Annotated in this window: 25 protein-coding genes and 1 pseudogene; 3 read left to right on the forward strand and 23 right to left on the reverse strand. The window is 64.6% G+C overall.

Annotation, left to right across the window (positions count from 1 at the left end):
• Positions 1-44: 44 nt before the first annotated feature.
• Positions 45-1,058 carry an SDR family oxidoreductase gene (locus AC56LH_RS12015; RefSeq protein ID WP_499646279.1) on the forward strand — a complete coding sequence of 338 codons (1,014 nt, stop codon included), beginning with the start codon at positions 45-47 and terminating at the stop codon, positions 1,056-1,058.
• On the opposite strand, the gene AC56LH_RS12020 is transcribed toward AC56LH_RS12015, so the two are convergent.
• The 14 genes from AC56LH_RS12020 to AC56LH_RS12085 form a co-directional block, all read right to left on the reverse strand.
• Entirely contained in the window at positions 1,055-2,704 is a 1,650-nt protein-coding gene (locus AC56LH_RS12020; RefSeq protein ID WP_499646304.1) for a choice-of-anchor I family protein, read from the reverse strand. The genes AC56LH_RS12015 and AC56LH_RS12020 overlap by 4 nt on opposite strands.
• Positions 2,705-2,797: 93 nt before the next feature.
• A complete protein-coding gene (locus AC56LH_RS12025) occupies positions 2,798-3,487 on the reverse strand; it encodes an RNA pseudouridine synthase (protein WP_499646309.1) in 690 nt (229 codons plus the stop codon).
• On the reverse strand, positions 3,484-4,518 hold the full coding sequence (gene ltaE / locus AC56LH_RS12030) for a low-specificity L-threonine aldolase (protein WP_499646311.1): 1,035 nt from the start codon (positions 4,516-4,518) through the stop codon (positions 3,484-3,486). The genes AC56LH_RS12025 and ltaE overlap by 4 nt, the downstream gene beginning before the upstream one ends.
• 8 nt (positions 4,519-4,526) lie before the next feature.
• On the reverse strand, positions 4,527-5,423 hold the full coding sequence (locus AC56LH_RS12035; RefSeq protein WP_499646313.1) for a class I SAM-dependent methyltransferase: 897 nt from the start codon (positions 5,421-5,423) through the stop codon (positions 4,527-4,529).
• Between the two features lie 5 nt (positions 5,424-5,428).
• Complete coding sequence (fdx, locus tag AC56LH_RS12040) at positions 5,429-5,770, reverse strand: ISC system 2Fe-2S type ferredoxin (RefSeq protein WP_482899523.1); 342 nt, start codon at positions 5,768-5,770, stop codon at positions 5,429-5,431.
• A gap of 57 nt (positions 5,771-5,827) precedes the next feature.
• A complete protein-coding gene (hscA, locus tag AC56LH_RS12045) occupies positions 5,828-7,717 on the reverse strand; it encodes a Fe-S protein assembly chaperone HscA (RefSeq protein ID WP_499646315.1) in 1,890 nt (629 codons plus the stop codon).
• A gap of 117 nt (positions 7,718-7,834) precedes the next feature.
• Entirely contained in the window at positions 7,835-8,350 is a 516-nt protein-coding gene (gene hscB, locus AC56LH_RS12050; protein WP_499646317.1) for a Fe-S protein assembly co-chaperone HscB, read from the reverse strand.
• Positions 8,351-8,356: 6 nt separating this feature from the next.
• Positions 8,357-8,680 (reverse strand): iron-sulfur cluster assembly protein IscA, encoded by a 324-nt coding sequence (gene iscA, locus AC56LH_RS12055; protein ID WP_183555379.1) that lies wholly within the window; start codon positions 8,678-8,680, stop codon positions 8,357-8,359.
• Between the two features lie 34 nt (positions 8,681-8,714).
• A complete protein-coding gene (gene iscU / locus AC56LH_RS12060; RefSeq protein WP_499646319.1) occupies positions 8,715-9,116 on the reverse strand; it encodes a Fe-S cluster assembly scaffold IscU in 402 nt (133 codons plus the stop codon).
• A gap of 47 nt (positions 9,117-9,163) precedes the next feature.
• On the reverse strand, positions 9,164-10,420 hold the full coding sequence (locus AC56LH_RS12065; protein ID WP_499646321.1) for an IscS subfamily cysteine desulfurase: 1,257 nt from the start codon (positions 10,418-10,420) through the stop codon (positions 9,164-9,166).
• 19 nt (positions 10,421-10,439) lie between these two features.
• Entirely contained in the window at positions 10,440-10,916 is a 477-nt protein-coding gene (gene iscR, locus AC56LH_RS12070) for a Fe-S cluster assembly transcriptional regulator IscR (protein ID WP_332530980.1), read from the reverse strand.
• A gap of 206 nt (positions 10,917-11,122) precedes the next feature.
• Positions 11,123-11,917, reverse strand: a complete 795-nt coding sequence (locus AC56LH_RS12075; RefSeq protein WP_499646323.1) for a uracil-DNA glycosylase family protein — start codon at positions 11,915-11,917, stop codon at positions 11,123-11,125.
• 66 nt (positions 11,918-11,983) lie between these two features.
• Positions 11,984-12,628, reverse strand: coding sequence for a maleylacetoacetate isomerase (maiA, locus tag AC56LH_RS12080; protein WP_499646325.1), 645 nt, complete (start codon positions 12,626-12,628; stop codon positions 11,984-11,986).
• Positions 12,625-13,650, reverse strand: a complete 1,026-nt coding sequence (locus tag AC56LH_RS12085) for a fumarylacetoacetate hydrolase family protein (protein WP_499646327.1) — start codon at positions 13,648-13,650, stop codon at positions 12,625-12,627. The genes maiA and AC56LH_RS12085 overlap by 4 nt, the downstream gene beginning before the upstream one ends.
• Positions 13,651-13,760: 110 nt before the next feature.
• Between AC56LH_RS12085 and AC56LH_RS12090 the strand changes: the two genes are divergently transcribed.
• Positions 13,761-14,666, forward strand: coding sequence for a LysR family transcriptional regulator (locus tag AC56LH_RS12090; RefSeq protein WP_499646329.1), 906 nt, complete (start codon positions 13,761-13,763; stop codon positions 14,664-14,666).
• 54 nt (positions 14,667-14,720) lie between these two features.
• Positions 14,721-15,302, forward strand: coding sequence for a gamma-glutamylcyclotransferase (locus tag AC56LH_RS12095; RefSeq protein ID WP_499646331.1), 582 nt, complete (start codon positions 14,721-14,723; stop codon positions 15,300-15,302).
• Here AC56LH_RS12095 and AC56LH_RS12100 read toward each other — a convergent pair.
• From AC56LH_RS12100 to AC56LH_RS12140, 9 genes and pseudogenes are all read right to left on the reverse strand, one after another.
• Positions 15,283-15,879, reverse strand: coding sequence for an AAA family ATPase (locus AC56LH_RS12100; protein WP_499646333.1), 597 nt, complete (start codon positions 15,877-15,879; stop codon positions 15,283-15,285). The genes AC56LH_RS12095 and AC56LH_RS12100 overlap by 20 nt on opposite strands.
• Before the next feature lie 61 nt (positions 15,880-15,940).
• Positions 15,941-17,236: an MFS transporter gene (locus tag AC56LH_RS12105; RefSeq protein WP_499648459.1), complete on the reverse strand. Its 1,296-nt coding sequence runs from the start codon at positions 17,234-17,236 to the stop codon at positions 15,941-15,943.
• Between the two features lie 186 nt (positions 17,237-17,422).
• Complete coding sequence (locus AC56LH_RS12110) at positions 17,423-18,019, reverse strand: hypothetical protein (RefSeq protein ID WP_499646335.1); 597 nt, start codon at positions 18,017-18,019, stop codon at positions 17,423-17,425.
• An 88-nt stretch (positions 18,020-18,107) separates the two neighbouring features.
• Positions 18,108-18,620 carry a S41 family peptidase gene (locus AC56LH_RS12115; protein WP_499646337.1) on the reverse strand — a complete coding sequence of 171 codons (513 nt, stop codon included), beginning with the start codon at positions 18,618-18,620 and terminating at the stop codon, positions 18,108-18,110.
• A 176-nt stretch (positions 18,621-18,796) separates the two neighbouring features.
• Positions 18,797-19,537, reverse strand: a pseudogene (locus AC56LH_RS12120) (S41 family peptidase); the annotation flags it as partial.
• Positions 19,538-19,666: 129 nt separating this feature from the next.
• Complete coding sequence (locus AC56LH_RS12125) at positions 19,667-20,860, reverse strand: PA0069 family radical SAM protein (RefSeq protein ID WP_499646339.1); 1,194 nt, start codon at positions 20,858-20,860, stop codon at positions 19,667-19,669.
• Between the two features lie 76 nt (positions 20,861-20,936).
• Positions 20,937-21,659 (reverse strand): bifunctional 2-polyprenyl-6-hydroxyphenol methylase/3-demethylubiquinol 3-O-methyltransferase UbiG, encoded by a 723-nt coding sequence (ubiG, locus tag AC56LH_RS12130; protein ID WP_499646341.1) that lies wholly within the window; start codon positions 21,657-21,659, stop codon positions 20,937-20,939.
• Positions 21,656-22,681, reverse strand: a complete 1,026-nt coding sequence (locus tag AC56LH_RS12135) for an NAD(P)/FAD-dependent oxidoreductase (protein ID WP_499646343.1) — start codon at positions 22,679-22,681, stop codon at positions 21,656-21,658. The genes ubiG and AC56LH_RS12135 overlap by 4 nt, the downstream gene beginning before the upstream one ends.
• Positions 22,678-23,100, reverse strand: a complete 423-nt coding sequence (locus AC56LH_RS12140; RefSeq protein WP_499646345.1) for a thiol-disulfide oxidoreductase DCC family protein — start codon at positions 23,098-23,100, stop codon at positions 22,678-22,680. The genes AC56LH_RS12135 and AC56LH_RS12140 overlap by 4 nt, the downstream gene beginning before the upstream one ends.

The raw sequence follows: 23,100 nt of genomic DNA on the forward strand, positions 1-23,100 counted from the left end.
TTGAACGGTCTACGAACTCGTCAATTATTGAATAAGGGTACGCCATGCACCAATCACATCTTCGCGTCGTCATCATGGGCGGCTCCAGCGGCATCGGCGCCGCTACTGCCATCGCCTTTGCCCGCCAGGGCGCCCACCTCGTGCTCGGCGCCCGCGGCAAGGAAGGCCTGGACGACGTCGCCCGGCGTTGCCGCCAGGCCGGCGGCCATGCCGACGTGCTCGTTGTCGACGCCACCGATGCCGATGCGGTGGCCGCGTTCGCGCAGGATGCGCGCGACCTTCTTGGCCAGATCGACCTTTGGTTCAGCAATGTGGGCAGTGGCGTGGTCGGCAAGTTCGCCGATGTGCCAATCGCGCACCATCGCCAGGTCATCGAAACCAACCTGATCAGCCACATGAACGACGCGCATGCCGTGATCCCGATTTTCCTGGAACAGGATTACGGTATCTGGGTCAACATGATTTCGTCGGGCGGCTTCGTCGCCACGCCGTACGCAGCGGCTTATGGCGCCAGCAAATTCGGGCTGCGCGGCTTCAGCGAGGCGCTGCGCGCCGAACTGGGCAAGAAGCGCGACATCCACGTGTGCGACATCTACCCGTCCTTCGTCGACACGCCGGGCTTCAAGCACGCTGCCAACTATACCGGCGCCAAGCTGTCGTATCCGCCGGGCGTGCTGGCCCCCGAGAAAGTGGCCAACGCCGTCGTCGCCCTGGTGCGCAAGCCACGCGCCGTCACGCTGCTGGGCGCGCCGGACGTGACCAAGAAGCTCACGCAACTGGCGCCAGACCTGCTGGCCTCCGGCATGAACCGCTTCATGGAAACCTGGGCCAAGCGGGCTGACCGGACCGACGATACGGTAGGCGCGCTGTACGAGCCGCAGCATGGCGCGAGCGGCATGCACAGCGGCATGGTGAAGCGCCATGCCCCTGCCTCTGCACGACCGCGGCGCGACGTGCGGCCTCGCGTGCCATCGAATGACAGCACGCTTGCCGTGGGCGCCGTGCTGATCGCGGCCGCCGTTGGCCTGTCCTTACTGGGCGAGCGCTCTGACAATTAATACGTCAGATTGACCTGCATGACGGCAGTCGTTCCGCTGACTTCGTTACCGACGATCAGCAACGGCTTGCCGTTGGGCGACTTGCTCGCCGGGATGAACGTCAAGCCTTCCGGTCCAAGGTCGCCCTTGTCGCCATCGCGCGTGTTCAGGTAGGTCACGAACGACGCGGACGCTGGTTTCGTGATGTCGTAGACCATCACGCCGCCGATGCGTTCCAGGCCGACGAACGCATACTGCTTGTCGCCGAACTTGCCGACCACGACGCCTTCCGGCTCCGGGCCTTTCGAGGCGCTGCGGTCTTCCAGATTGTTGTTGTCGTTGCTGGCGTTGAAGCGCGCGTTGGGCAGCGCGCTTGTGCGGCGCTCGAATTCGTCGCCCGAATCGTAGACGCGCTTGATGTCCGTGTCCCAGATCGAAAACGAACGCCCGCCAAATGTGTACAGCTCGGTGCACTGGCCGGCGGCGTTCTTGCCGGTCATGCCGCCGCCATTCGGCGTCGTCGTCACGCGCAGCCGGCCCAGGTTCGAGTCGAACGTCGCGTTGCCGGCATTCGGGAACACGCTCGGATCCAACCCTGCCGTGCAATAGGCGCGGACACGCGTCTCTTCATTGAAGCCCGGCCAGTCTGCGCGGGCATCGCCCTCATTCGCGGTCAGCAGGTAGTGCTTGCCGTCGACCGTGTAGCCGGCAATCGCGTCCGGCAGGTACATGCCCTTGACTGGCTGCGGGCCGATCTTCGTGGCCGGCGTGCCGCTGTTGGTATTGGTGCCGCCATCTTCGTCCGACGCGTCCAGACCGAAACCGGCCACATTGTGGTCCTTGAAGCCAAGCGGCTTGATCGATGTGACTTTCGCGCTCGCGACGTCAACGATGGCAATGGCATTGTTCTCTTGCAGCGTGACCCAGGCCGTCTTGCCGTCTTCGCTGACGGTGATATATTCCGGCTCGAAGTCCTGCGCCGCCGTGGCCTTGGGGCCAAAGATGCGGATGCCCTGCGCGCGCAGCGCCGTTTCCTGGCCATTGAAGCTGCGGAAGTCGGCGGTGGCGACACTTGGTGCACCGCCGCGGTTGACGGTGATGATGCTGACCGCACCTTCCGGGTCGCTGGTCCCGGCAACGCCGTAGCCGCTTGGCTCGCCTTCATTCGCGACCAGCACCTTGCTGCCGTCCGGCGTGAACACCAGCATGTCGGGCAGCGCGCCGACCTTCACGCTGTTGACCAGCTTGAGGTCGGCGGCGTTGTAGAACGCCACGGTGCCCGGATCGGTCTTGACCGCCGCTTCGATGGCAAGGGCGACCAGGCCGTCGTACACGGCGACGCTGTTGACGGCCTTGCCGAGGCCCGCGACGCTGATCGTGCCCAGCAGCTTGGGTGCAGTCGGTGCGCTCAGGTCCAGCACATCGACCGTGCCATTGGCGCCGTTGACGACGAACAGGCGCTTGCTGGCCGCATCGTAGGCAGTGATCTCGGCCGCGCCGACGGCGCCGCCGTTGTAGCTGCCGATTTTTTCCAGCGTCAGCGTGGTGGGTGTCGGTTCGTCGTCATGGTCGCCGCCGCAGGCAGCAAGCGTGCACGCCAGCGCAATCGTGGCAATCATCGGAAGGTAGCGGGAAGTAGCAGGGGCAGCAGAGGTGCGTTGCAGCATGATGGTCGGTTTTCCAGGGAAGAAAAACCGCCAGCATAGGACGCGCCGATGACACCAGCATGACATGTCATCAACACGTTCCCCGTCACCGGATCAGAACTGATCGGTGTCGCGCAGGAAGCGCCAGCCGCCGGCCGGCATCGGGCCCATCGAGATGCGGCCGATGCGCAGGCGGCGCAATGCGGTCACGCGCAGGCCCACATCGCCGCACAGGCGCTCGATCTGGCCGCGCTGGATGTTCTTGCCTGCGATGCGCAGGCGCTGCTCGCTTTGCCAGCTGGCCTTGAACATGCGGCCAAGCTTGGCCATGCCATTGTCGGCGATCTGGCCGTCGACTTCGACGACGTACTCGGACTCGTTGCGCGATGCATCGTCGACCAGCTTGCGGATCACGCGGAAATCCTGGCTGAACACGATCAGGCCTGAAGCCATGGTCTCGAGCGGCGTGGCAGCCGTCGTCTTGAACAGGTGCCGGCGCAGGAACGGCTTGCCGCGCCCGTGTTCCAGCACTTGGGTGTCAGCATTGATCGTCGCGAGCGCCGCTTCTATTTCGATACCAGCCGGCTTGTGCATCAGGATCGTTACCGGGTCCGGTTCAACCGGCGTCGCGCCGGGCAGCAGCTCGACCTTTTGCTCCGGCGTGACGCGGGTGGCGGGATCTTCGGCCACGGCGCCGTCGATGCTGACCCAGCCGCCGGCGATATAACGCTCGGCATCGGCGCGCGAGCACCCTGCCACGTCGGCGACGCGTTTGGCCAGGCGGATTGCTTCTTCAGTTGTCATGCACGCCAATCAGTAAAAAATGCGGTGAAGACGTCGACCGCGCGCTGGACATCGCGCGCAGAGACATCGAGGTGCGTCACGAGACGCATTCTGGGGCCGACCGTGGCGCGGATCTGCGCCCGTTCGAGCGCCGCGCACAGCGGTACGCAGGCGGCAGCCGGCACGTCGATCCAGAAGATATTCGTTTGCGGGGTGCTGACGCTGAGCGCCGGGATCTGGGCCAGGCCGCGCGCCAGTTCGGCGGCGTTGTCATGATCCTGCGCCAGCAGCGCGACATTGTGTTCGAGCGCGTAATGCGCGGCAGCGGCGATCACACCGGCCTGGCGCATCCCGCCGCCCAGCATCTTGCGCCAGCGCTTGCCCTGTTCGATGAAGGCCTTGGGGCCAAGCAGCACCGAGCCGACCGGCGCGCCAAGGCCTTTGGACAGGCAGACCGAGACGGTGTCAAAGCCCTTGACCGCGTCCGCCAGGCTGATGCCCTGCTTGACGGCGGCGTTGCAAATGCGCGCGCCGTCCAGGTGCGTGGCCAGGCCTTTTTCGTGCGCGAGCGTCGTGGCCGCAGCCACGTACTCCTGGCTCAGCACACGCCCGCCGATCGTGTTTTCCAGCGCCAGCAGGCGCGTACGCGCGAAGTGCATGTCGTCAGGCTTGATGTAAGCCTCGATATCGGCCAGCAGGATCGAGCCGTCCGGCTGGTTGATGATCGGCTGCGGCTGGATGCTGCCCAGCACCGCAGCGCCGCCGCATTCGTACTTGTAGGTGTGCGCTTCCTGGCCCACCAGGTATTCGTCGCCGCGACCGCAGTGCGTTATCAGGGCGATCAGGTTCGTCTGCGTGCCGCTCGGGGCGAACATGCCAGCCTCATGGCCGAACAGCTCCGCTGCATAATCCTGCAGGCGGTTGACCGTGGGGTCGTCGCCATACACATCGTCGCCGACGTGGGCGGCCACCATCGTGGCGCGCATCGCAGCGCTCGGCTGCGTCACGGTATCGCTGCGCAGGTCGATCCAGCCTTGCGTGTTGTCGCTCATGCTTGTTGTCACTCCGTGGTGGCGGCTTGTGGGGCGTAGAAACGTTCGGTCATCTCTGCCAGGCCCAGTTCACCCAGCACCTCGTGCAGGCGTTCGGTCGGGCGGCGGCGCGGCAGGTTTTTGTAGGTAGCGATGATGAGTTCATTCTTCATCGAGTGCTCCCAGCCCACCAGCTCGGTCACGGTGACCTGGTAGCCATGCGCCTCGAGCTGCAGGCAGCGCAGCACATTGGTGATCTGGCTGCCGAATTCGCGCGTGTGGATCGGGTGGCGCCAGATTTCGGTCAGCGCGCTGCGTTTCACGTCCTTGCCCTTGTTCTTGCGCAGGACGGTAGCGACTTCAGCCTGGCAGCACGGCACCAGCACCATGTGCTTCGCGTTCTTCTTCAGTGCGAAGTCGATGGCGTCATCGGTGGCGGTATTGCAGGCGTGCAGCGCGGTGACGATGTCGATCGATTCAGGGAGCGCGCTCGACGTGGTCGACTCGGCCACCGACAGCGGCAGGAACGACATGCCCTTGAAGCCCAGGCGCGCAGCCAGCTCGGTCGATTTGGTGACCAGCTCTTCGCGCGTCTCGATGCCGTAGATGTGCGAACCTTCGTTTTCCTCAGCCTGCTGGGCTTTGACGAACAGGTCGTACAGGATGAAGCCAAGGTACGATTTGCCTGCGCCATGGTCGACCAGCGACACGCTGCCCTTCGCCCCCTGCACATCGCGTAGCAGCGGCTCGATGAAGTTGTACAGGTGGTAGACCTGCTTGAGCTTGCGGCGGCTGTCCTGGTTCAACTTGCCGTCGCGGGTCAGGATGTGCAGCTCTTTCAGCAGCTCGATCGACTGGCCCGTGCGAACCTCGGGTGGCAGCTCCGGGGCAGCCGGGGCTTTCTTGACGTTCTCGACACGCTTCATGAAGATCAGTGGTTCTTTTCGGCAGCGTGGTTGATCGTGTACTTCGGAATCTCGACAACCAGATCTTCGTCGGCAATGATCGCCTGGCACGACAGGCGCGAATTGGGCTCCAGGCCCCAGGCCTTGTCGAGCATGTCTTCTTCCTGTTCTTGCTGTTCGTTCAGCGAATTGAAGCCTTCGCGCACGATCACGTGGCAGGTGGTGCAGGCGCAGACGCGGTCGCACGCGTGTTCGATGTCGATGTCGTTTTCGAGCAGGACGTCGCAGACCGATTTGCCGCTTGGCGCGTCAAGCACGGCGCCTTCTGGGCACAGCACGGGATGGGGAAGGATGACGATTTGTGGCACTTGGATTACCTCGGTTGATTGTTTTGTAGGGTGCGGTGTGCAGATCCGGGTTGCGTCTTAAATCTCGTCCAGCGACTTGCCCGACAAGGCCTTGCGCACGCTCTTGTCCATGCGGCGCGCCGCGAATTCTTCGGTGCCGTGGGCCAGCGCCTGGACTGCATCGTGCACCACGTTCTGGCGCAGGCCCGGTTCGAGCGTCGTGTCGTTCGACATCGCCACCGCGTCGCGCACCATTTGCAACTGCGCAGCGATGGCGGCCTGCTCGTCAGGCGACAGCAGATCGGTATCGCTGTCCAGCGCCGACTGCGTCGCCAGCAGGATTCGCTCGGCCTCGACCTGCTCTTCGCGCAGTGCGCGCATCTGCATGTCGCTCGAGGCCGACGTGTACGAATCCTGCAGCATGCGCGCCACCTGATCGTCCGCCAGGCCGTACGACGGCTTGACCGTGATCGATGCCTCAACGCCCGAGCGCATCTCGCGCGCGGCCACGGCCAGCAAGCCATCGGCGTCGACCTGGTAGGTCACGCGGATGCGCGCGGCGCCAGCCGCCATTGGCGGGATGCCGCGCAGCTCGAAGCGCGCCAGCGAACGGCAGTCCGACACCAGCTCGCGCTCGCCCTGCACCACGTGCACCGCCAGCGCCGTCTGGCCATCCTTGAAGGTCGTGAATTCCTGCGCGCGCGCGACCGGAATCGTCGAATTGCGCGGAATGATTTTTTCGACCAGACCGCCCATCGTCTCGATGCCCAGCGACAGCGGGGTCACGTCCAGCAGCAGCCAGTCTTCGCCATCGGCGCGGTTGCCGGCCAGCAGATTGGCCTGGATCGCCGCGCCCAGCGCCACCACGCGGTCCGGGTCGATATTGGCGTGCGGGATGGTCTGGAAGAATTCCGACACCGCCCGGCGCACGTGCGGCATGCGCGTCGCGCCGCCGACCATGACCACGCCGTCGACGTCTTCGACGCTCGTGTCGGCGTCGCGCATCGCCTTGCGGATCGCATTCATCGTCTTGCCGACCAGGTGCTTGGTGATCTCGACAAATTCGGTGGCCGTGATCGTCACCTGTACCAGCTCACCCGATTTCAGGATCGCCTCGATCGTCGTTTCTTCGTTGGTCGACAGCAGTTCCTTGGCCTGGCGGGCCTTGACCATCAGCGTCGCGGTATCCTGGTCCGACAGCGGGGCCAGGCGCGCTTTTTCCATGATCCAGCAGAACAGGCGATGGTCAAAGTCGTCGCCGCCCAGGGCCGAATCGCCACCGGTCGACAGCACTTCGAACACGCCCTTCGACAGCTTGAGGATCGAGATGTCGAACGTGCCGCCGCCCAGGTCGTAGACGGCGTACACGCCTTCCTTGCCCTGGTCGAGGCCATACGCGATGGCGGCGGCGGTTGGCTCGGACAGCAGGCGCAGGACGTTCAGGCCGGCCAGCTGGGCCGCATCCTTGGTGGCCTGTCGCTGGGCATCGTCAAAATAGGCTGGCACCGTGATCACGGCGCCCACCAGGTCGTCGCCCAGCGAATCTTCGGCGCGCTGGCGCAACGTGGCCAGGATCTGGGCCGAGATTTCAACAGGGCTTTTTACGCCGGCGACGGTGTTCAACTGGACCATGCCCTCGCCATCGACGAAGTCGTACGGCAGGTTTTCCGCATGCGTGATGTCTTTGAGGCCACGGCCCATGAAGCGCTTGACCGAGACGATCGTGTTCTTCGGGTCGGTGGTCTGGTGCGCGCGCGCCTTGTGGCCGATGTGGGCGTGGCCGTTGTCCAGATAGCGCACGATCGACGGCAGCAGCGAGCGGCCCTCCTCGTCGCTGAGCACTTCGGGGCTGCCGCTGCGAACGGTGGCAACGAGCGAATTGGTGGTGCCCAGGTCGATGCCCACGGCCAGGCGGTGCTGGTGCGGGGCGGTGGACATGCCGGGTTCGGCGATTTGGAGGAGTGCCATAGTCGTGATACCAGTGTTATTTTTGCGTGCCGGGGACGGTGCGGACGCTATTTTACGCGTCCGACCGGCATAGCGGGGCGTGGACGACACCGCCGTCCACGATGAAGTGCGGGAAGGTTATGCCTCGATCGCTTCGAAGGCGTACTGCACTTCGTCGCCGAACTTGTCGAGGAACATCAGCGAGCGCACGCCCTGCGCGGCAGCGGCGTAGTCGCCCGCATCGAGCTGCTGGCCAACGGTGACCAGCATCTGCTTGCGTTCGGCACGTACCTGCGCATCGAGTGCGTCTAGTGCAGCGGCATCCTTGCCAGCGCGCGCATCGCCGAGTTCTTCGCGCCATTCCATCTGCTGCATCAGGAACGCGGTGGGCATCGCGGTATTCGATTCGGTCTGCAGGTCGACGCCATTGAGTTCGCACAGATACTGCGCGCGTTTTTGCGGATTGCGCAGGGTCTGGTAGGCGTCGTTGGCGCGCGTCGCCCATTGCATCGCGACGCGTTTTTCGCCGTCGCTGCTGCCGACAAACCGGTCAGGATGAACGCGGCCCTGGATTTCACGGTAGGCGGCATCCAGGGCGTTTTGGTCGACCTCGAAGCGGGCCGGCAGTTGAAACAGTTCGAAGTGATTCTGCATGCGCGATCAGATGCGGAAGCTCTCGCCGCAGCCGCAATTGTCCTTGACGTTCGGATTATTGAAGCGGAAGCCCTCGTTGAGGCCTTCGCGGGCGAAATCGAGCTCGGTACCGTCGATGTATGGCAGGCTTTTCGGGTCAACGAATACCTGCACGCCATGCGATTCGAAGACGCTGTCTTCGTTGGCGCTTTCATCGACGTACTCGAGCTTGTAGGCCAGGCCGGAGCAGCCGGTGGTGCGCACGCCGAAACGCAAGCCAATGCCCTTGCCCCGGCGTTCGAGGTAACGGTTGACGTGCTTTGCAGCTTTTTCGGTCAGGGTGATTGCCATGTTGTGCTTCTCCAGCTCAGTTCTATTCCAGGAATTACGCTGCTGCGACTGTTTTGTCGGCGTGCTTCGCCTTGTAGTCGGCCACAGCGGCCTTGATCGCGTCTTCTGCCAGGATCGAGCAGTGGATCTTGACTGGCGGCAGTGCCAGCTCTTCGGCGATCTGCGTGTTCTTGATGGCCAGTGCTTCGTCCAGGCTCTTGCCCTTGACCCATTCGGTGATCAGCGAGCTCGATGCGATGGCCGAACCGCAGCCATACGTCTTGAACTTTGCGTCTTCGATCAGGCCCTGATCGTTGACCTTGATCTGCAGCTTCATGACGTCGCCGCAGGCCGGCGCGCCGACCATGCCGGTGCCTATGTCATCGTCGCCCTTGTCGAACGCGCCGACGTTGCGTGGGTTTTCGTAGTGGTCCAGTACTTTGTCCGAATATGCCATGGTGATGCTCCAGTATGTTTAGAAAATGCGCGCTCGGTATGAGCAGATCAGTGTGCAGCCCACTGGATCGAGCTGATGTCGATCCCGTCCTTGAACATGTCCCACAGCGGCGACAGTTCACGCAGCTTGCCAACTTTGCTCTTGAGCAGGTTGACGGCAAAATCAATTTCTTCTTCGGTCGTGAAGCGGCCAATCGAGAAGCGGATCGAGCTGTGCGCCAGCTCGTCGCTGCGGCCCAGGGCGCGCAGCACGTATGATGGTTCCAGGCTGGCCGAAGTGCAGGCCGAACCGGACGACACGGCCAGGTCCTTGATCGCCATGATCAGGGACTCGCCTTCGACATAGTTGAACGAGACGTTCAGGTTATGCGGCACGCGGTGATCCATGTCGCCGTTGATATAGACTTCTTCGATCTCCATCAGGCCACGGGCCAGGCGATCGCGCAGTGCGCGCACGCGTTCCAGCTCGCTGTCCATCTCGACCTTGGCCAGGCGGAAGGCTTCGCCCATGCCGACGATTTGGTGCGTCGGCAGCGTGCCCGAACGCATGCCGCGCTCGTGACCGCCACCGTGCATCTGCGCTTCGAGGCGCACGCGCGGCTTGCGACGCACGTACAGCGCGCCGATGCCTTTCGGACCGTAGGCCTTGTGCGCGGTGAAGGTCATCAGGTCGACCTTGAGCGCTTCGAGGTTGATCTCGACCTTGCCGACAGCCTGGGCCGCGTCGCAGTGGAAGATGATGCCCTTCGAGCGCAGCAGTTCGCCAATTTCGGCGATCGGCTGCACGACGCCGATTTCGTTGTTCACGAACATGACCGACACGAGGATCGTGTCAGGGCGGATCGCCCCTGCCAGCTGCTCGACGGTGATCAGACCATTGGCTTGCGGCTCGAGGTAGGTCGCTTCGAAGCCGACGCGCTCGAGTTCACGCACGGTATCCAGCACAGCCTTGTGCTCGGTTTTGACCGTGATGATGTGCTTGCCCTTGGTCTTGTAGAACTGGGCCGCACCCTTGATGGCCAGGTTGTTGCTTTCGGTCGCGCCGGAGGTCCAGACGATTTCACGCGGATCGGCACCGATCATCGCGGCAACGTGGCCGCGCGCTTCTTCGACAGCCGCTTCGGCGTTCCAGCCGTAGGCATGGCTGCGCGACGCAGGATTACCGAACTGCTCGCGCAGGAACGGGATCATCTTGTCGGCGACGCGTGGATCGACCGGCGTCGTGGCCGAGTAATCCATGTAGATCGGGAAATGTGGAGCTGGCGCGAAGCTCTGCTCGGTGGTCTTGTCCATTGGCGCGTTCATCTGATTTACTCCGGTAGCTTTAGTTATGTCCGACTGCGGCGGGGGCGCCGCGGTGCACGTGCACGACGTTCTGTTCTTTCTGGCGCTGCTGGTCGACCAGGTCTTGCAACGATACCGAATCGAGGTAGTCGACCATTTTTTCGTTCAGCGTGGTCCACAGTTCGTGGGTCATGCAGCGGGCGCCGTCGGTGTGAGCGCCATGGCAGTTCTCTTTACCGCCGCACTGGGTTGCATCGAGCGGCTCGTCGACGGCGATGATGATGTCCGCCACCGTCACCTTGCCCGCCGCGCGCGCCAGGCTGTAGCCGCCGCCCGGCCCACGGATCGATTCGACGATCTCGTGGCGGCGCAGCTTGCCAAATAGCTGCTCGAGGTACGACAGCGAAATGGCCTGGCGCTGGCTGATGCCCGACAGCGTGACCGGACCATTGCCTTGACGCATGGCAAGGTCGATCATCGCAGTGACAGCAAAACGGCCTTTGGTGGTCAGACGCATTTCAACCCCGGTGAATGATAAAATATTTCTCTTGTCCAAGTACCAAGTCGGCGCCGCCTCTTGCGGCATGTTTCCCTGTGAAGCTGGGGAAAGACCTGATTAGTTGAACGATTTAGTCAAGTATAGCAAATCGTGGTGATCTTGTCTTGGACCACCCCAAAAACGGCGGGTCATGTTCATGACGAATACGCGGTCGCCAGGCCCTGTCAACGGGCCCGCAACAACGCCATCGGCCCGAACAGCGCCTGCATGCCCGGATGCCCGATGAAACTCAGGTTGTAAGGATGCTCGGCCACCGCCTGCGGGAACGCGGCCGTCTCTGGCAACTTCTGCAATTGTTCGGCGATCTTGCCCCACAGAACCAGCGTCGGCACCTGCGGCTGGGCGGCCAGCGCCGCCAGCACCGTCTGCAGGAACGGCAACCAGGCGCGCGCGTCGATGACCGGCTTGACATGCTTGCGAAACACGAGCGCAGCGTTCAGCAGCAAAAAACCCTCTTGCACAAGATTGTCCTGCAACTGCGCCAGCGTCTGGATCGAGCCGTCAACGCGCGCGGCCCGGGCAATTGGCGCCAGCGCCTCGCCGCTCGTCGCATCGGCTTGCAACTGGCCGCTGGCCACCAGCAGCATTTTCATGAAGTTGCGCAGTGACGTGGCCCGGTTCACGGGCTTGGACAGGCCGGCATCGCTCCACAGATCACCCACGGCGCCGTCCATGAAGCTCACGCCGGTAGCGCTTGCGGCGCGCGGGTACGGCCCCTCCCCCACCAGCACGTAGCGTACCTTGTCCAGCGGCTGGGCAAAGGCGGCGAACATGCGGTGTTCGGTGGGGACGTAATCGTCCTGCGCCAGCGCCGGCAAATAATCAGGGTTGGCGCGGGCCACCGCCTGCAGCCCCGCTTCGAGGATCGGACGCCACGAAGCATCGGCCAGGTCGAGGGCCTGCAGGATCGGTGCAGGAATGGCGATAGGACTGAAGGCAGGCGCGGCGTTATCGGTCATGGCGAAATGGCAATGGAAAGAGGCGGCGATTGTAGCGCGCCGCCACCTTTCTCATCCACCCGCGCGCTATTCGGAATCGGGCTGGCGCGACGGGTGCGCGGCCTGGAACGCGGGCAGCGCCACGCATAGCGCATTGATGCGGTCGATATTCGGATAGGCCGACACATCGATATTGAAGCGCTGCGCATTGAATACCTGCGGCACCAGGTAGCAATCGGCGATGGTCGGCTGGGCGCCATGGCAGAATGGCCCCGCGCCCGGATCGCGTGCCAGATGGGCTTCGAGCGATTGCAGTCCCTCGATCACCCAGTGGCGGTACCACTCGCTCTTTGCCTGGTCGGGCACACCGATCTCGCGCGCCAGGTAATTGAGCACGCGCAGATTGGTGATCGGGTGGATGTCGCAACCGATGATCTGGGCCAGCTCGCGCACGCGCGCCCGGCCCGGCGCATCCTTGGGCAGCAGCGGCACGTCCGGAAAGACCTCTTCGAGATACTCGATGATGGCCAGCGACTGCGACAGCGTGATGCGGTCATCCTGGAACGACGGCACCAGGCCGCTCGGGTTGATCTGGCGATAAGCGTCCTGCAGGTGCTGGCCGCCATCCTTGAGCAGGTGCACCGTCACCGCGTCATACGCCAGCCCTTTCAGGTTCAGCGCGATGCGCACCCGGTAGGCGGCCGAGCTGCGGAAGTAGGTATACAGTTTCATGGTTGCCTCTCGTGGTAACGGACGACTTCCTGATCGATGGCGCCGAAGATGCTGGCCCCGCCCGCATCCAGCATCTCGATGCGCACCGTGTCGCCGAATGACAGGTACGGCGTCTTCGGGGCGCCGCCTTCGATGGTTTCATACATGCGCACTTCGGCCAGACAGCAATAGCCGACGCCGCCATGCTCGACGCTCGATCCATACAGCCCGCCCTGCTTGTTCGACACGGTGCCCGAGCCGATGATGCTGCCCGCGCACAGCTCGCGCGTGGTCGCCGCGTGCGCGATCAGCTGGGCGAAACTGAAGGTCATGTCTTCGCCGGCGTTGGGTTTGCCGAACGCGGCGCCGTTGAGCGTGACCAGGATTGGCAGATGCAGCTTGTTGCCCTGCCACGCGTCGCCCAATTCGTCGGGCGTGACCGCCACTGGCGAGAACGCGCTGGCCGGCTTGGACTGGTAGAAACCGAAGCCCTTGGCCAGCTCGTTCGGGATCAGGTTGCGCAGCGACACGTCGTTGACGAGCATGACGAGACGGATGGCGCTGGCGGCCTCGGCTGCGTCGGCGCCCATCGGCACGTCGCCCGTGACCACCGCCACCTCGGCTTCGAGATCGATGCCCCAGTCTTCAGACAGCGCCGCGATCGGGTCCATCGGGCCGACGAAGGAATCGCCACCGCCCTGGTACATCAGCGGATCGGTGTAGAACGACGCCGGCACCTCGGCGCCGCGCGCTTTGCGCACGAGCTCGACATGGTTGATATAGGCCGAGCCGTCGGCCCACTGGTAGGCGCGCGGCAGTGGCGAGTGACAGGCGGCCTCGATGAACGATTCGGCGCTGTCGGCGTTGCCATCGTTGAGCTGGGCATAGACGTCTTCGAGCTGCGGCTTGCACGCATCCCAGTTGTCGAGCGCGGCCTGCAGCGTGCGCGCGATGGCCGGGACCTGCTGGCAGGTGACCAGGTCGCGGCTGACGACGACCAGAGTGCCGTCGCGGCCGCCGGCTTTGAGGGTGGCGAGTTTCATGGACTATCCTTTTGTTATTGCTGAGTAGCCGCCATTACAAGGTAAAACGCACTATCATACAAACGATATTTTTCAGCTCGATATATCAGTTTATCTAATCAATCCATCTGATGAATCCAACCTTGCGACAAATGCGCGCCTTCGTTGCGCTGGCCAGAACCGGCACGTTCACGCTGGCCGCGCAGACCCTGCACGTGACGCAGTCGGCATTGTCTGGCCTGATCAAGGAACTCGAGCAGACGCTGGACGCCCGGGTCGTCGACCGCAGCACGCGCCGGATCGGCCTGACCGACATCGGCCGCGAATTGCTGCCCTTATTTAGCCAGATCATCGATGACCTGGACGGTGCGCTGGCTAACGTGGCCGACCATACGCGCCTGAAGAAAGGCGTCGTGCGCATCGCGGCGCCACAGCTGATGGCGTGCACACTGCTGCCGCCCAGCATTGCCGCCTACCGCGCGCAGCACCCGGAGATCGTCGTGCGCCTGGCCGATACCGAAGTCGAGGGCGTCATCACGCGCGTGCTGTCGGGCGAAGCCGACGTGGGCATCGGCCCGGAACGCACGCCCGCGCCGCCGCTGCTGGCGCGCGAACTGTTTACCATGCCGTTCGCGCTGGTGTTTCCACACCAGCATCCGCTGGCCGCGCTCGAGCGCGTGACATGGCAGGATGCTGCAGGCCACCCGTTCATTTCGCTGCAGGGCCAGTTCACCGAGCTGCTGCTCGACGCGGTGCAGGACGCGCGCACGGGCATCGCGCTCACGCCGGCGCATGAGGTGACCTTCATGACAACGGCGCTGGCGATGGTCAGTGCGGGCCTGGGCGTGACGGTGTGCCTGCCCTACGCCGAACCGCTGGCCACGCTGTACGGGCTGACGATGCGCCCGCTCGATGCGCCGACCGTGCAGCGCCGCTTTTTTGTCTACACGCGGCCAGGGCGGTCGCTGTCGCCGGCCGTCGAGAGTTATCTGGATTTCCTGTTTGCATATGTAAAACGGGCGCAAGGAGAGGGCTGATTCTCACAAAAAGGCACGCTACAATGGGTCGTGTCTTTTTTTATCGGACCAGCGATGTCCCTCGATACGATTGCGATCAACCGCCAGATGAACAAGTTCGATGGCCATGCCAGCGTCTGGCTGTTTGGCTACGGCTCTTTGATCTTCAAACCTGATTTCCCGTTTCTTGAACAGCGGGCCGCCTCGATCAGCGGCTGGACGCGACGCTTCTGGCAAGGCTCGCACGATCACCGCGGCACCGAGACGGCGCCGGGACGCGTGGTGACGCTCGTGCCAGACCCGGACGCGGTCTGCCATGGCATGGCGTTTCTCGTCACGCCCGAAGAATTTGCGCATCTCGACCATCGCGAAAAGAACGGCTACCTGCGCCTGGCGACGCAAATGCGTTTTGACGACGGCAGCAGCGACGAAGGCATCGTCTACATCGCCACGCACGACAATGCAGCGTACCTTGGGCCGGCCGACGAGCACGCGATTGCGCGCCAGATCGCCACGGCGCGCGGCCCGAGCGGCCCGAACAGCGACTACCTGCTGGGCCTGGCCCAGTCACTGCGCGCGCTGGGCAAGCCCGATCCGCACGTGTTCGAGATCGAGCGGCATCTGGCGGCCATGGGCGTTACGCAGCAGTACGCGTGACGGGGTCAGCGTTTGAGTCGGTCTGCTGCGCGATGGCTGCAAGCGTGGCCAGCACGCGCGCAGCACGCTGTTCGAGCGAACCCGTCAGGATCGTGTAGCCGATATCGCGCCGGTCCAGGTCTTCCAGGACCAGCTGCTGGATCTGCGTGCGCCACGCCGCGTTTTCGCGCACGCCGGGCTCTTCTTCATAGGGAATATCGTCGGCGCACACGAAATGGTGCAGGTAGCGCGTGCGGCATTCCCGCGCATAGCGTAGCAGGGCCGGTGGCACCGGCTCGGTGACCTGGCCGAAGCGCAGGCCGAGCAGCAGCGTGGTCAGTGCATTGGTGTCGACGAAGACGTAGTCGCCGCCCGCGTTCGCGACAGCGGCGTCTTCGGCAGCGCGGTGCCGTTCGGCGATCTCGACATAATCCGCTGCCACCAGCTGGCCCTGCTTTTCTTCCCAGATGACGCGGCCGATTTCGGGCACGAACTGCGCGCCCTGCTCGCGCGCCAGCTTGCTGGCCAATGTCGATTTTCCCGTCGACTCGGCGCCGACGAACACCACCAGCCGACTATCTGCCCCCTGCTCACCCATGCCTGCATCCTGTAATGATCGATGCGACATCCTAGCCGAGCCGCCGCGACAACTCAACGATTCAGTCAAGCGCGCGCTGGCGCGACTCGGTGTCCACGCACAGGATGGCGATCGCGCCCATGAGCAAAAAGCCAGAGAGCATGATCAGCGCCAGCGTGAAATGCGTCGCCATCACCGGCGCGACGATCGCCGGCGCGAACAGGCCGCCGAAGCGGGCAACTGCGCCGGCCATGCCCATGCCGCTGGCGCGCAGGCGGGTCGGGTAGACCTCGGGCGTGAACGCATACAGCGCGCCCCACGTGCCCAGCAGCGCAAAGCTCATCAACAGCGTCGAACCGACGACCAGCACGGTCGAGCTGCCCAGGCTGTAGCCGAGGCAGCCAACACTGCTCAGCAGCAGAAACCCGACCAGCGTCGGCTTGCGGCCCCAGCGTTCGACGCCATACGCGGCCAGCGCGAAGCCGGGCAACTGGACCAGCGCCAGCACGATCAAAAATTCCTGGCCGCGCATGAAGCCGAAGCCTTCCGCGCTCAGCCGGATCGGCAGGTAGACAAACACGCCGTAATAGGCAATCGAGATCAGGCCCCAGGCGACGAACAGCGCCACGCTGCGCCGCCGCAGTCCGCCCGAAAACAGCGACAGCAGCGTCGTCTTGACCGGCGCTTCGGGCAGCAACGGCGGCATCGTCAGCGCGCGGCCATTGGTCCTGGCCACGCGTTCCAGCACCGCGCGCGCCTGCTCCGGCTTGCCGCTGCGATGCAGGTACATCGGCGACTCGGGGATATACCAGCGCAGCACGATGCCGATCAGCGCCGGAATCCCGGTGACAAAGAAGATCACGCGCCACGCATCGTCACCCCAACCGACCGCCCACAGGGCCAGCACGGCCAGGGCAATCGTGCCCAGCGCCCAGAACGATTCGAGCAGCACCAGCCAGCGCCCGCGCCGGTCGCTGGGCAAAAATTCGGCCATCATCGTGTAATCGACCGGCAGCGTTGCGCCCACGCCGATGCCCGTCATCAGGCGCAGCGCGAGCAGCCACGTGAAATCGGGCGCGAATGCGGACGCCACGCCGAAGCAGGCGTCGATCACTACTGCCATCAGCAGCACGGGCCGGCGGCCGATGCGGTCCGCCAGGCGCCCGAACACGAAGGCGCCGATCAGCATGCCGACAAAGAACACGGTCCCCGTCTGCAAGGCCTGCGGCATCGACAGCCCGAAGGTTTTCGCGATCGATGGCGCAGAAAAACCGATCGACAGCACCTGCATCGCGTCGGCCAGCCAGACCAGGCCGAAGATCAGGAAAATACGGTATTGAAACTTGCCGACGCCGGCAGCCTGCAAGCCCTGCTCCATCGTCACGGCGGCAGCGCCGGCCTCGTTCGGGCGGCTACCGGGAAAGCCGGCCTGCCCTGGTGTCACTGGTGTGGTCATGGATTCTTATCGAGGCGACTGGACGGCGCGCGCATCGGCGCCTGTCAATGCCGCATCTTAGAATAAAACGCGCTCATCAGTGACATTTTACCCATTGTCGGCGCCTGATCAGCCGCCGAAGTTCAACGACGCGCCGCCCGGCCCACCCGGTCCCGAACCGCCGCCCGGGCCGCGCCCGTTGCCAGGCCCGCCGCGCCGGTTCTGCTCGTCACGCGGCCCAGCGGGCGCCGCGCCGCGCCCGCCGCCGTCGGGTACCACGCGCAGTAACTGCTCGCCCAGGCGGCCCGCGACCCGGCGGCGCTGGTTGTCGTCGAGGCCATCGTTCACGTCGAGCCACAGCGTGCGCAGTTGCCGGTCCTCGGCGTTTGCCGTCGCGCTTTCGGCGTCGGTGGCTGCGTCCAGCTTGCGCAGGTCGGCGTCCGGGCTGGCCAGCAAGGTCCTGGCCCATTCCTGCAGCGCGGTGCGGCGCCGGGCGCGATCGCGCAGGATCGTGCGCGATTCTGCTTCGGCCTTGCTCCACAGGGTTTGCTGGTTGGGACTCAAATTAAGCGACTGTTTCAGGTCGCCCGCCATTGGCAGCAGGTCTTCGGCGCGCAGATCGGTCAGTGGTACCGCATGCGCCGTGCCGGCGCCGGCCATGGCCAGTGACAGCAGGCAGATGCGCAGCGAACAAGGCAAGCGTGAGAACGTGTTTGGAAATGGCATACGATACCCATGGTCAGAAAGAACGATCACGAATATAAGCGCAAGGCAGATGGCTGTCGTGCTGCTTTACCGAAACTTAACCGGCGCGTCACCACCGTTTCAGCGCTGCGCCAAGTTGCTTCAGGCCGGGAGCCAGTGCGCCCAGCACGCTGTCAACATGGCGAACCTTCCCTAATTGCGGCCCCGGCCCCAGCAAGCTGACGGCAGCCGACAGTGCCTTGTCGTCGCGCGTGCCGAACATGCGCGTGCTTTCCACGCCGGCACGTGTTGCGGGCGGCGTGTCATCCGGTGCAGGCAGGATTGCAGCGAGATGCTGCGCCAGGTCTTCTTCACGCAATGCCAGCCCCAACGCATCGTGACGAGCGGGATCCGGCGCCACGATCACGTCCGGCGTGATCCCGCGTGCCTGGATTTCATGGCCATTGGGCGTGAAGTAGCGCGCCACCGTGATTTTGACGGCACTGTCGCCGGTCAGCGGAAAGATGCTCTGGATCGAACCCTTGCCGAACGTGCGCGAGCCAAGCACGGTGGCGCGGCGGTGGTCCTGCAATGCGCCGGCCAGCAATTCGGCGGACGATGCCGACGCACCGTTGACCAGCACCGCCAGCGGTACCGTTCGCGCCCATGTCGGCAGGTCGGCCAGAACGTCCGGCTCATCTGGCCGCTGGTAGAACCGCGGATCGACCGTGACGGTGGCTTCGGCAGCGGCAGCGGCAGGGGCAGCAGGATCGGCAGCGGTGGCACGCCCGCGCGCCGAAATAATGGCGTCCCCGCCGGCAGGAACGCGCCGGCCACGCCGACCGCGGCCGACACCAAACCGCCCGGATCATTGCGCACGTCGAGCACAATGCCGCGCGGCGCCCCGCTTGCATCAAGCGTTTTCAAGGCGGCAACCAGATCGTGCGCGGTGCGCCCTTCGAATGCCGACACCTGGATCCACGCGACGCCGTTTGGCATCGCACGTGTCGTGACGGTCTGCGCCAGCAACGCGGCCCGGTGCAGCCTGGCGGTACGAACGGCGCCGCTGCCGCCCCGCCGGTACCCGATGTCCAGCGCGCTGCCGGGCACGCCGCGCATCCGTCGCGCAATCTCGGGCAAGCGCATGCCTGAGAGCGTCACACCATCGATCGAAGCGACCGTATCGCCCGGCTCGATGCCGGCCAGGTATGCCGGTGAGTCTGCGGTGACGGCCGTTACCACCATGTCTGCGGCAGCGAAATCGACACTGATGCCGATGCCGGTGTACTCGCCAGCCTCGTCCTTGCGGACGGCATCGAGTTCGTCCTTGTTCAGAAAGCCCGAGTGCGGGTCGAGCGAGGCGAGCATGCCGGCGATCGCCCCTTCGAGCAGCTTCTTGTCGTCCGGCGCGTCGACATACCGGGTTTTTACCAGCGCATAGGCCGAGACCAAAGCCTGGAATTCGGCAGCGGGAACCACGACCGGCTCGCCTGCCCGGCAGGTGTTTGCGGCGACAATGGGAAAGAGAAGGCAAAGAATGGTGGCGCGAAGTCGTTTCATGAGTCGGTGTCCTTGATGATCGACCGATTCTCTGCTGACCAGGTGTTGTGTGCGGTTAAGCGCTTGTAAGCAGGTGTAAGCAGGAGGCTGTGCAGATCTGCGTTCAGCGCTGGCGCATCAGCTGCATTCTCAGAACAGGTCCAGCTGCCCCGCCCCCTGCGCACTGCCGCGGCGTGTCGTCGCGGGCACGACCACCGGCCGCCGGAATTGCGAGCGATCGAGCCGCCCGAAACGCCCGCGCAAGGACTTGAAGCCAAGGCGCTCGACTGCTTTTTCAAAGCGCTGACGGATCAGGTCGGCCCACACGCCGTCACCATGCATGCGCTGTGCAAAGTCGGCATCGTAATCCTTGCCGCCTCGCATCTCGCGGATGCGGTTCATCACCCGCTGCGCGCGGTCCGGGAAATGGGCCTGCAACCACTCTTGAAACAGCGGATTGACTTCGTGCGGCAGGCGCAGCACCGTGTAGTGCGCGCCGACCGCGCCGGCATCGCGCGCCGCTTCGAGGATGCGTTCGATCTCGGGCTCGGTCACGAACGGGATGATCGGCGCCACGCTCACGCTGACGGGAATGCCGGCGTCAGTCAGCGTGCGGATCGTGCGTAGACGGCGCATTGGCGCGGCCGCGCGTGGCTCGAGCGTGCGCGAAATCTGGGCGTCGAGTGTCGTGAGCGTTACTGCCGCGCAGGCCAGGTTGTTGGCCGCCATCGGCGCCAGCAGGTCGATGTCGCGCTCGATCAGCGACGACTTGGTGATCAGGCCAAGCGGGTGGCGGCATTCGGACAATACCTCCAATACCTGGCGCGTGATCTGACGCTCACGCTCGCAGGGCTGGTAGGCGTCGGTGTTCACGCCAATGGCGATGTGCTCGGGGACGTAGCCGGGCTTGGCGAGTTCGCGCCGCAGCAGTTCGGGAGCATTCACCTTGGCGAAGAGCCGGGATTCAAAATCAAGGCCCGGCGACAGGCCGAGATAGCTGTGCGTGGGCCGCGCGAAGCAATAAATGCAGCCGTGCTCGCAACCCCGGTAGGGATTGAGCGACACGCTGAACGGAATATCAGGCGACGTGTTGCGCGACAGGATCGTCTTGGCGAACTCGTCGGTGACCACGGTCTTGAACGCGGCCGATTCACCGGTCGACCCGGCAGCCGATTCAGAATCGGCATCAGACCAGCCATCGTCAAAACGCTCGCGACCGTTGACCTCATAGCGTCCTTGGATATTCGACACCGCACCACGCCCCTTGCGTGCAACGCGCGGCGGCGCCAGCATGATGTGTTCTTCTACCCGCTCGCGGCGGATGGGCTCATCGGTGTCGATCATGGCCGCTGCTCCATACTGTATGTTTATACAGTATATTACGCCGCTACCTCACCAAATTCAAGACGCACGCAAGCCGCTAGTTATGCGGACGGGCAAAGGTCGCCAGATAGTTCACGCTCGTATCGCTGCACCATGAGGCCCGATGCAACACCGGCAGGTAACGCATGCCGCGCAGATCGATCCGCTGCAACCCGGCGCCGGTGGCGGCAGCCAGCATCTCGGCGGGTTTGACGAAGCGACGCCACTGGTGTGTGCCGCGCGGCAGCACGCGCAACACGTACTCTGCGGCCACGATGGCCAACAGATAACTCTTCCAGCTGCGGTCGATTGTCGACGCCAGCAGCAGACCACCGGGCGCAACGCGCCGGGCTACCTCTTCGATGAAGGCGTTGGGGTCGGCCACATGCTCGGCCACCTCGAGCGCCAATACGACGTCGAAGCGTTCATCGGGCCGCAGGACAGTCTCCAGTTCACCCAGGCGATAATCGACTACCGCGCCGCTGGCAGCGGCGTGGCGTTGCGCCGCCGCCAGGTTGCCAGGCGAGGCATCGATGCCGACCACCTGCGCGCCACGCAGCGCCAGCGGTTCGGACAGCAGTCCGCCGCCGCAGCCGACGTCGAGGATGCGAAGCCCCGCCAGCGACATCTCGGCGCGGCCGAAATGCGACGCCATGCATGCCAGCAGATAGGCCTGGCGCAACGCGTTCGTGACATGCAGCGGTCGCATTGGCCCGTTCGGGTCCCACCAGGTGGCGCCAAGTCGGTCGAAGCGCGCGATTTCATCGGCAAGCGCGCTCATGTTTGGTCTCCGCTCGCAGCAGCAGACACCAGCGCTGCCAACGCGCGACCGGAGCGCCATGCGCCTTCCACACCGCCGCCGGCAAGGGCATCGCCGCACACACCAAGCCCCTTGCCCGCGTCCCACCAGGCGCCAGCGGCCGGCTCGTCACCGGGCACCGCTGCCAGCGTTGCATACAGCCAGCGATGCACGGCCGCGAAACGCCAGGCCGGAGCACCGCCGACACAATCGGCAAGCGCCGCCTGCAGCATCGCCTGCACCTGGTCGGCTTGCGTGTCCAGATGCGCGCCGGTCCAGTCGGGCGTTGCGTGCACCACCCACTGGGCCTGCCCCGCCAGCACTGTGCGCGCCGGCTTGACATCGTTGCGCAGCACCAGCGCCAACGGGCCGGATGCGGGCAGCGCCAGGTCCCAGTCACAGCCCGTTGTGGGCGCATCGGTTGTGCCCATCAAGACCCAGACGGGCAACATCGGCACGGCCTGCGCGCGCGCGGCCCAATCCGGGCGATGCGCGCCCAGCAGCACGGCCGCCTGTTGCGGCGGGATTGCCAACACCACGGCATCGAAGCCATCGGCCAGGGGCACACCAGCAACCTCCAGAGACCACGTTGCGCCGCTGCGACGCACGCCATCGACCGTGCATAACGTATGCAACGGCAGGTCCTTCAACAACGCGCGGCACAGGGCCGGCATGTCGGGCGTGGCAACCCACATCGCGCCGCCAGGCAGGGCTGCGCTGTGCGGGGCGAGGTGAGGCGTCCAGCGCGCCAGCAGCCCGGTGCGCTGCCCCTGCTGCACGAAATCAACGAAGTCGATGCTCGTGGCAGCAAAGCCCGGCGTCCCATGATCCAGGCCCAGCACGGCCTCGGCGAGCGTTACGCGTCTGGTGGACATCCTCCCGCCAACGCCGCGCGACTTGTCGAACACCTGCACCGCATGCCCGGCATCGGCCAGCGCGCGCGCGCAGGTGGCGCCGGCAATGCCGGCCCCCACCACCGCCACCCGTAGGCTCGTGCCGCTCATCGCTTGCTGCCGCGGCCGCGCCATAACGGCCTCATGACCAGGAACAGGCGATAGGCCGGCTCCAGCAACGCTAATGCCAGCCTGGACCCCAGCAGCCGTCCAAGCCAGGCCCAGCGCGGCAGGGACCGCCACAGCAGGGTGAAAGCCTCCGCACCGCTGGTCAGGGTGCCATCGGGACGACGCATGTGCAGGCGCGCCATGGCGGCCTTGCGGTTCAGTCCCGGGCCAAGCGCTTCGGGCGCGCAGTGGGCGACGTCGACCCAGCAAACCTGGTCTGCTCCGTCCTGACGCTGATAGAGGGCGATCTCGCGGGTGCATACCGGACAGCCGCCGTCGTAGTACACCGTGGGGGAGGTAGAGGATTGTTCTTGCATGATTTGATCATACAGGAAACAGGTCAAAATGCGGTTCACCGTCAC

It is taken from the genome of Telluria sp. LT1R51-2 (genome assembly GCF_059685775.1).

Bases quoted from the DNA above. Each gene is read 5' to 3' on its own strand.
- AC56LH_RS12015 (WP_499646279.1), top strand. From the start codon at position 45: ATGCACCAATCACATCTTCGCGTCGTCATCATGGGCGGCTCCAGCGGC.
- AC56LH_RS12020 (WP_499646304.1), bottom strand. From the start codon at position 2,704: ATGCTGCAACGCACCTCTGCTGCCCCTGCTACTTCCCGCTACCTTCCG.
- AC56LH_RS12025 (WP_499646309.1), bottom strand. From the start codon at position 3,487: ATGACAACTGAAGAAGCAATCCGCCTGGCCAAACGCGTCGCCGACGTG.
- ltaE (WP_499646311.1), bottom strand. From the start codon at position 4,518: ATGAGCGACAACACGCAAGGCTGGATCGACCTGCGCAGCGATACCGTG.
- AC56LH_RS12035 (WP_499646313.1), bottom strand. From the start codon at position 5,423: ATGAAGCGTGTCGAGAACGTCAAGAAAGCCCCGGCTGCCCCGGAGCTG.
- hscA (WP_499646315.1), bottom strand. From the start codon at position 7,717: ATGGCACTCCTCCAAATCGCCGAACCCGGCATGTCCACCGCCCCGCAC.
- hscB (WP_499646317.1), bottom strand. From the start codon at position 8,350: ATGCAGAATCACTTCGAACTGTTTCAACTGCCGGCCCGCTTCGAGGTC.
- iscA (WP_183555379.1), bottom strand. From the start codon at position 8,680: ATGGCAATCACCCTGACCGAAAAAGCTGCAAAGCACGTCAACCGTTAC.
- iscU (WP_499646319.1), bottom strand. From the start codon at position 9,116: ATGGCATATTCGGACAAAGTACTGGACCACTACGAAAACCCACGCAAC.
- AC56LH_RS12065 (WP_499646321.1), bottom strand. From the start codon at position 10,420: ATGAACGCGCCAATGGACAAGACCACCGAGCAGAGCTTCGCGCCAGCT.
- iscR (WP_332530980.1), bottom strand. From the start codon at position 10,916: ATGCGTCTGACCACCAAAGGCCGTTTTGCTGTCACTGCGATGATCGAC.
- AC56LH_RS12075 (WP_499646323.1), bottom strand. From the start codon at position 11,917: ATGACCGATAACGCCGCGCCTGCCTTCAGTCCTATCGCCATTCCTGCA.
- maiA (WP_499646325.1), bottom strand. From the start codon at position 12,628: ATGAAACTGTATACCTACTTCCGCAGCTCGGCCGCCTACCGGGTGCGC.
- AC56LH_RS12085 (WP_499646327.1), bottom strand. From the start codon at position 13,650: ATGAAACTCGCCACCCTCAAAGCCGGCGGCCGCGACGGCACTCTGGTC.
- AC56LH_RS12090 (WP_499646329.1), top strand. From the start codon at position 13,761: ATGAATCCAACCTTGCGACAAATGCGCGCCTTCGTTGCGCTGGCCAGA.
- AC56LH_RS12095 (WP_499646331.1), top strand. From the start codon at position 14,721: ATGTCCCTCGATACGATTGCGATCAACCGCCAGATGAACAAGTTCGAT.
- AC56LH_RS12100 (WP_499646333.1), bottom strand. From the start codon at position 15,879: ATGGGTGAGCAGGGGGCAGATAGTCGGCTGGTGGTGTTCGTCGGCGCC.
- AC56LH_RS12105 (WP_499648459.1), bottom strand. From the start codon at position 17,236: ATGGAGCAGGGCTTGCAGGCTGCCGGCGTCGGCAAGTTTCAATACCGT.
- AC56LH_RS12110 (WP_499646335.1), bottom strand. From the start codon at position 18,019: ATGCCATTTCCAAACACGTTCTCACGCTTGCCTTGTTCGCTGCGCATC.
- AC56LH_RS12125 (WP_499646339.1), bottom strand. From the start codon at position 20,860: ATGATCGACACCGATGAGCCCATCCGCCGCGAGCGGGTAGAAGAACAC.
- ubiG (WP_499646341.1), bottom strand. From the start codon at position 21,659: ATGAGCGCGCTTGCCGATGAAATCGCGCGCTTCGACCGACTTGGCGCC.
- AC56LH_RS12135 (WP_499646343.1), bottom strand. From the start codon at position 22,681: ATGAGCGGCACGAGCCTACGGGTGGCGGTGGTGGGGGCCGGCATTGCC.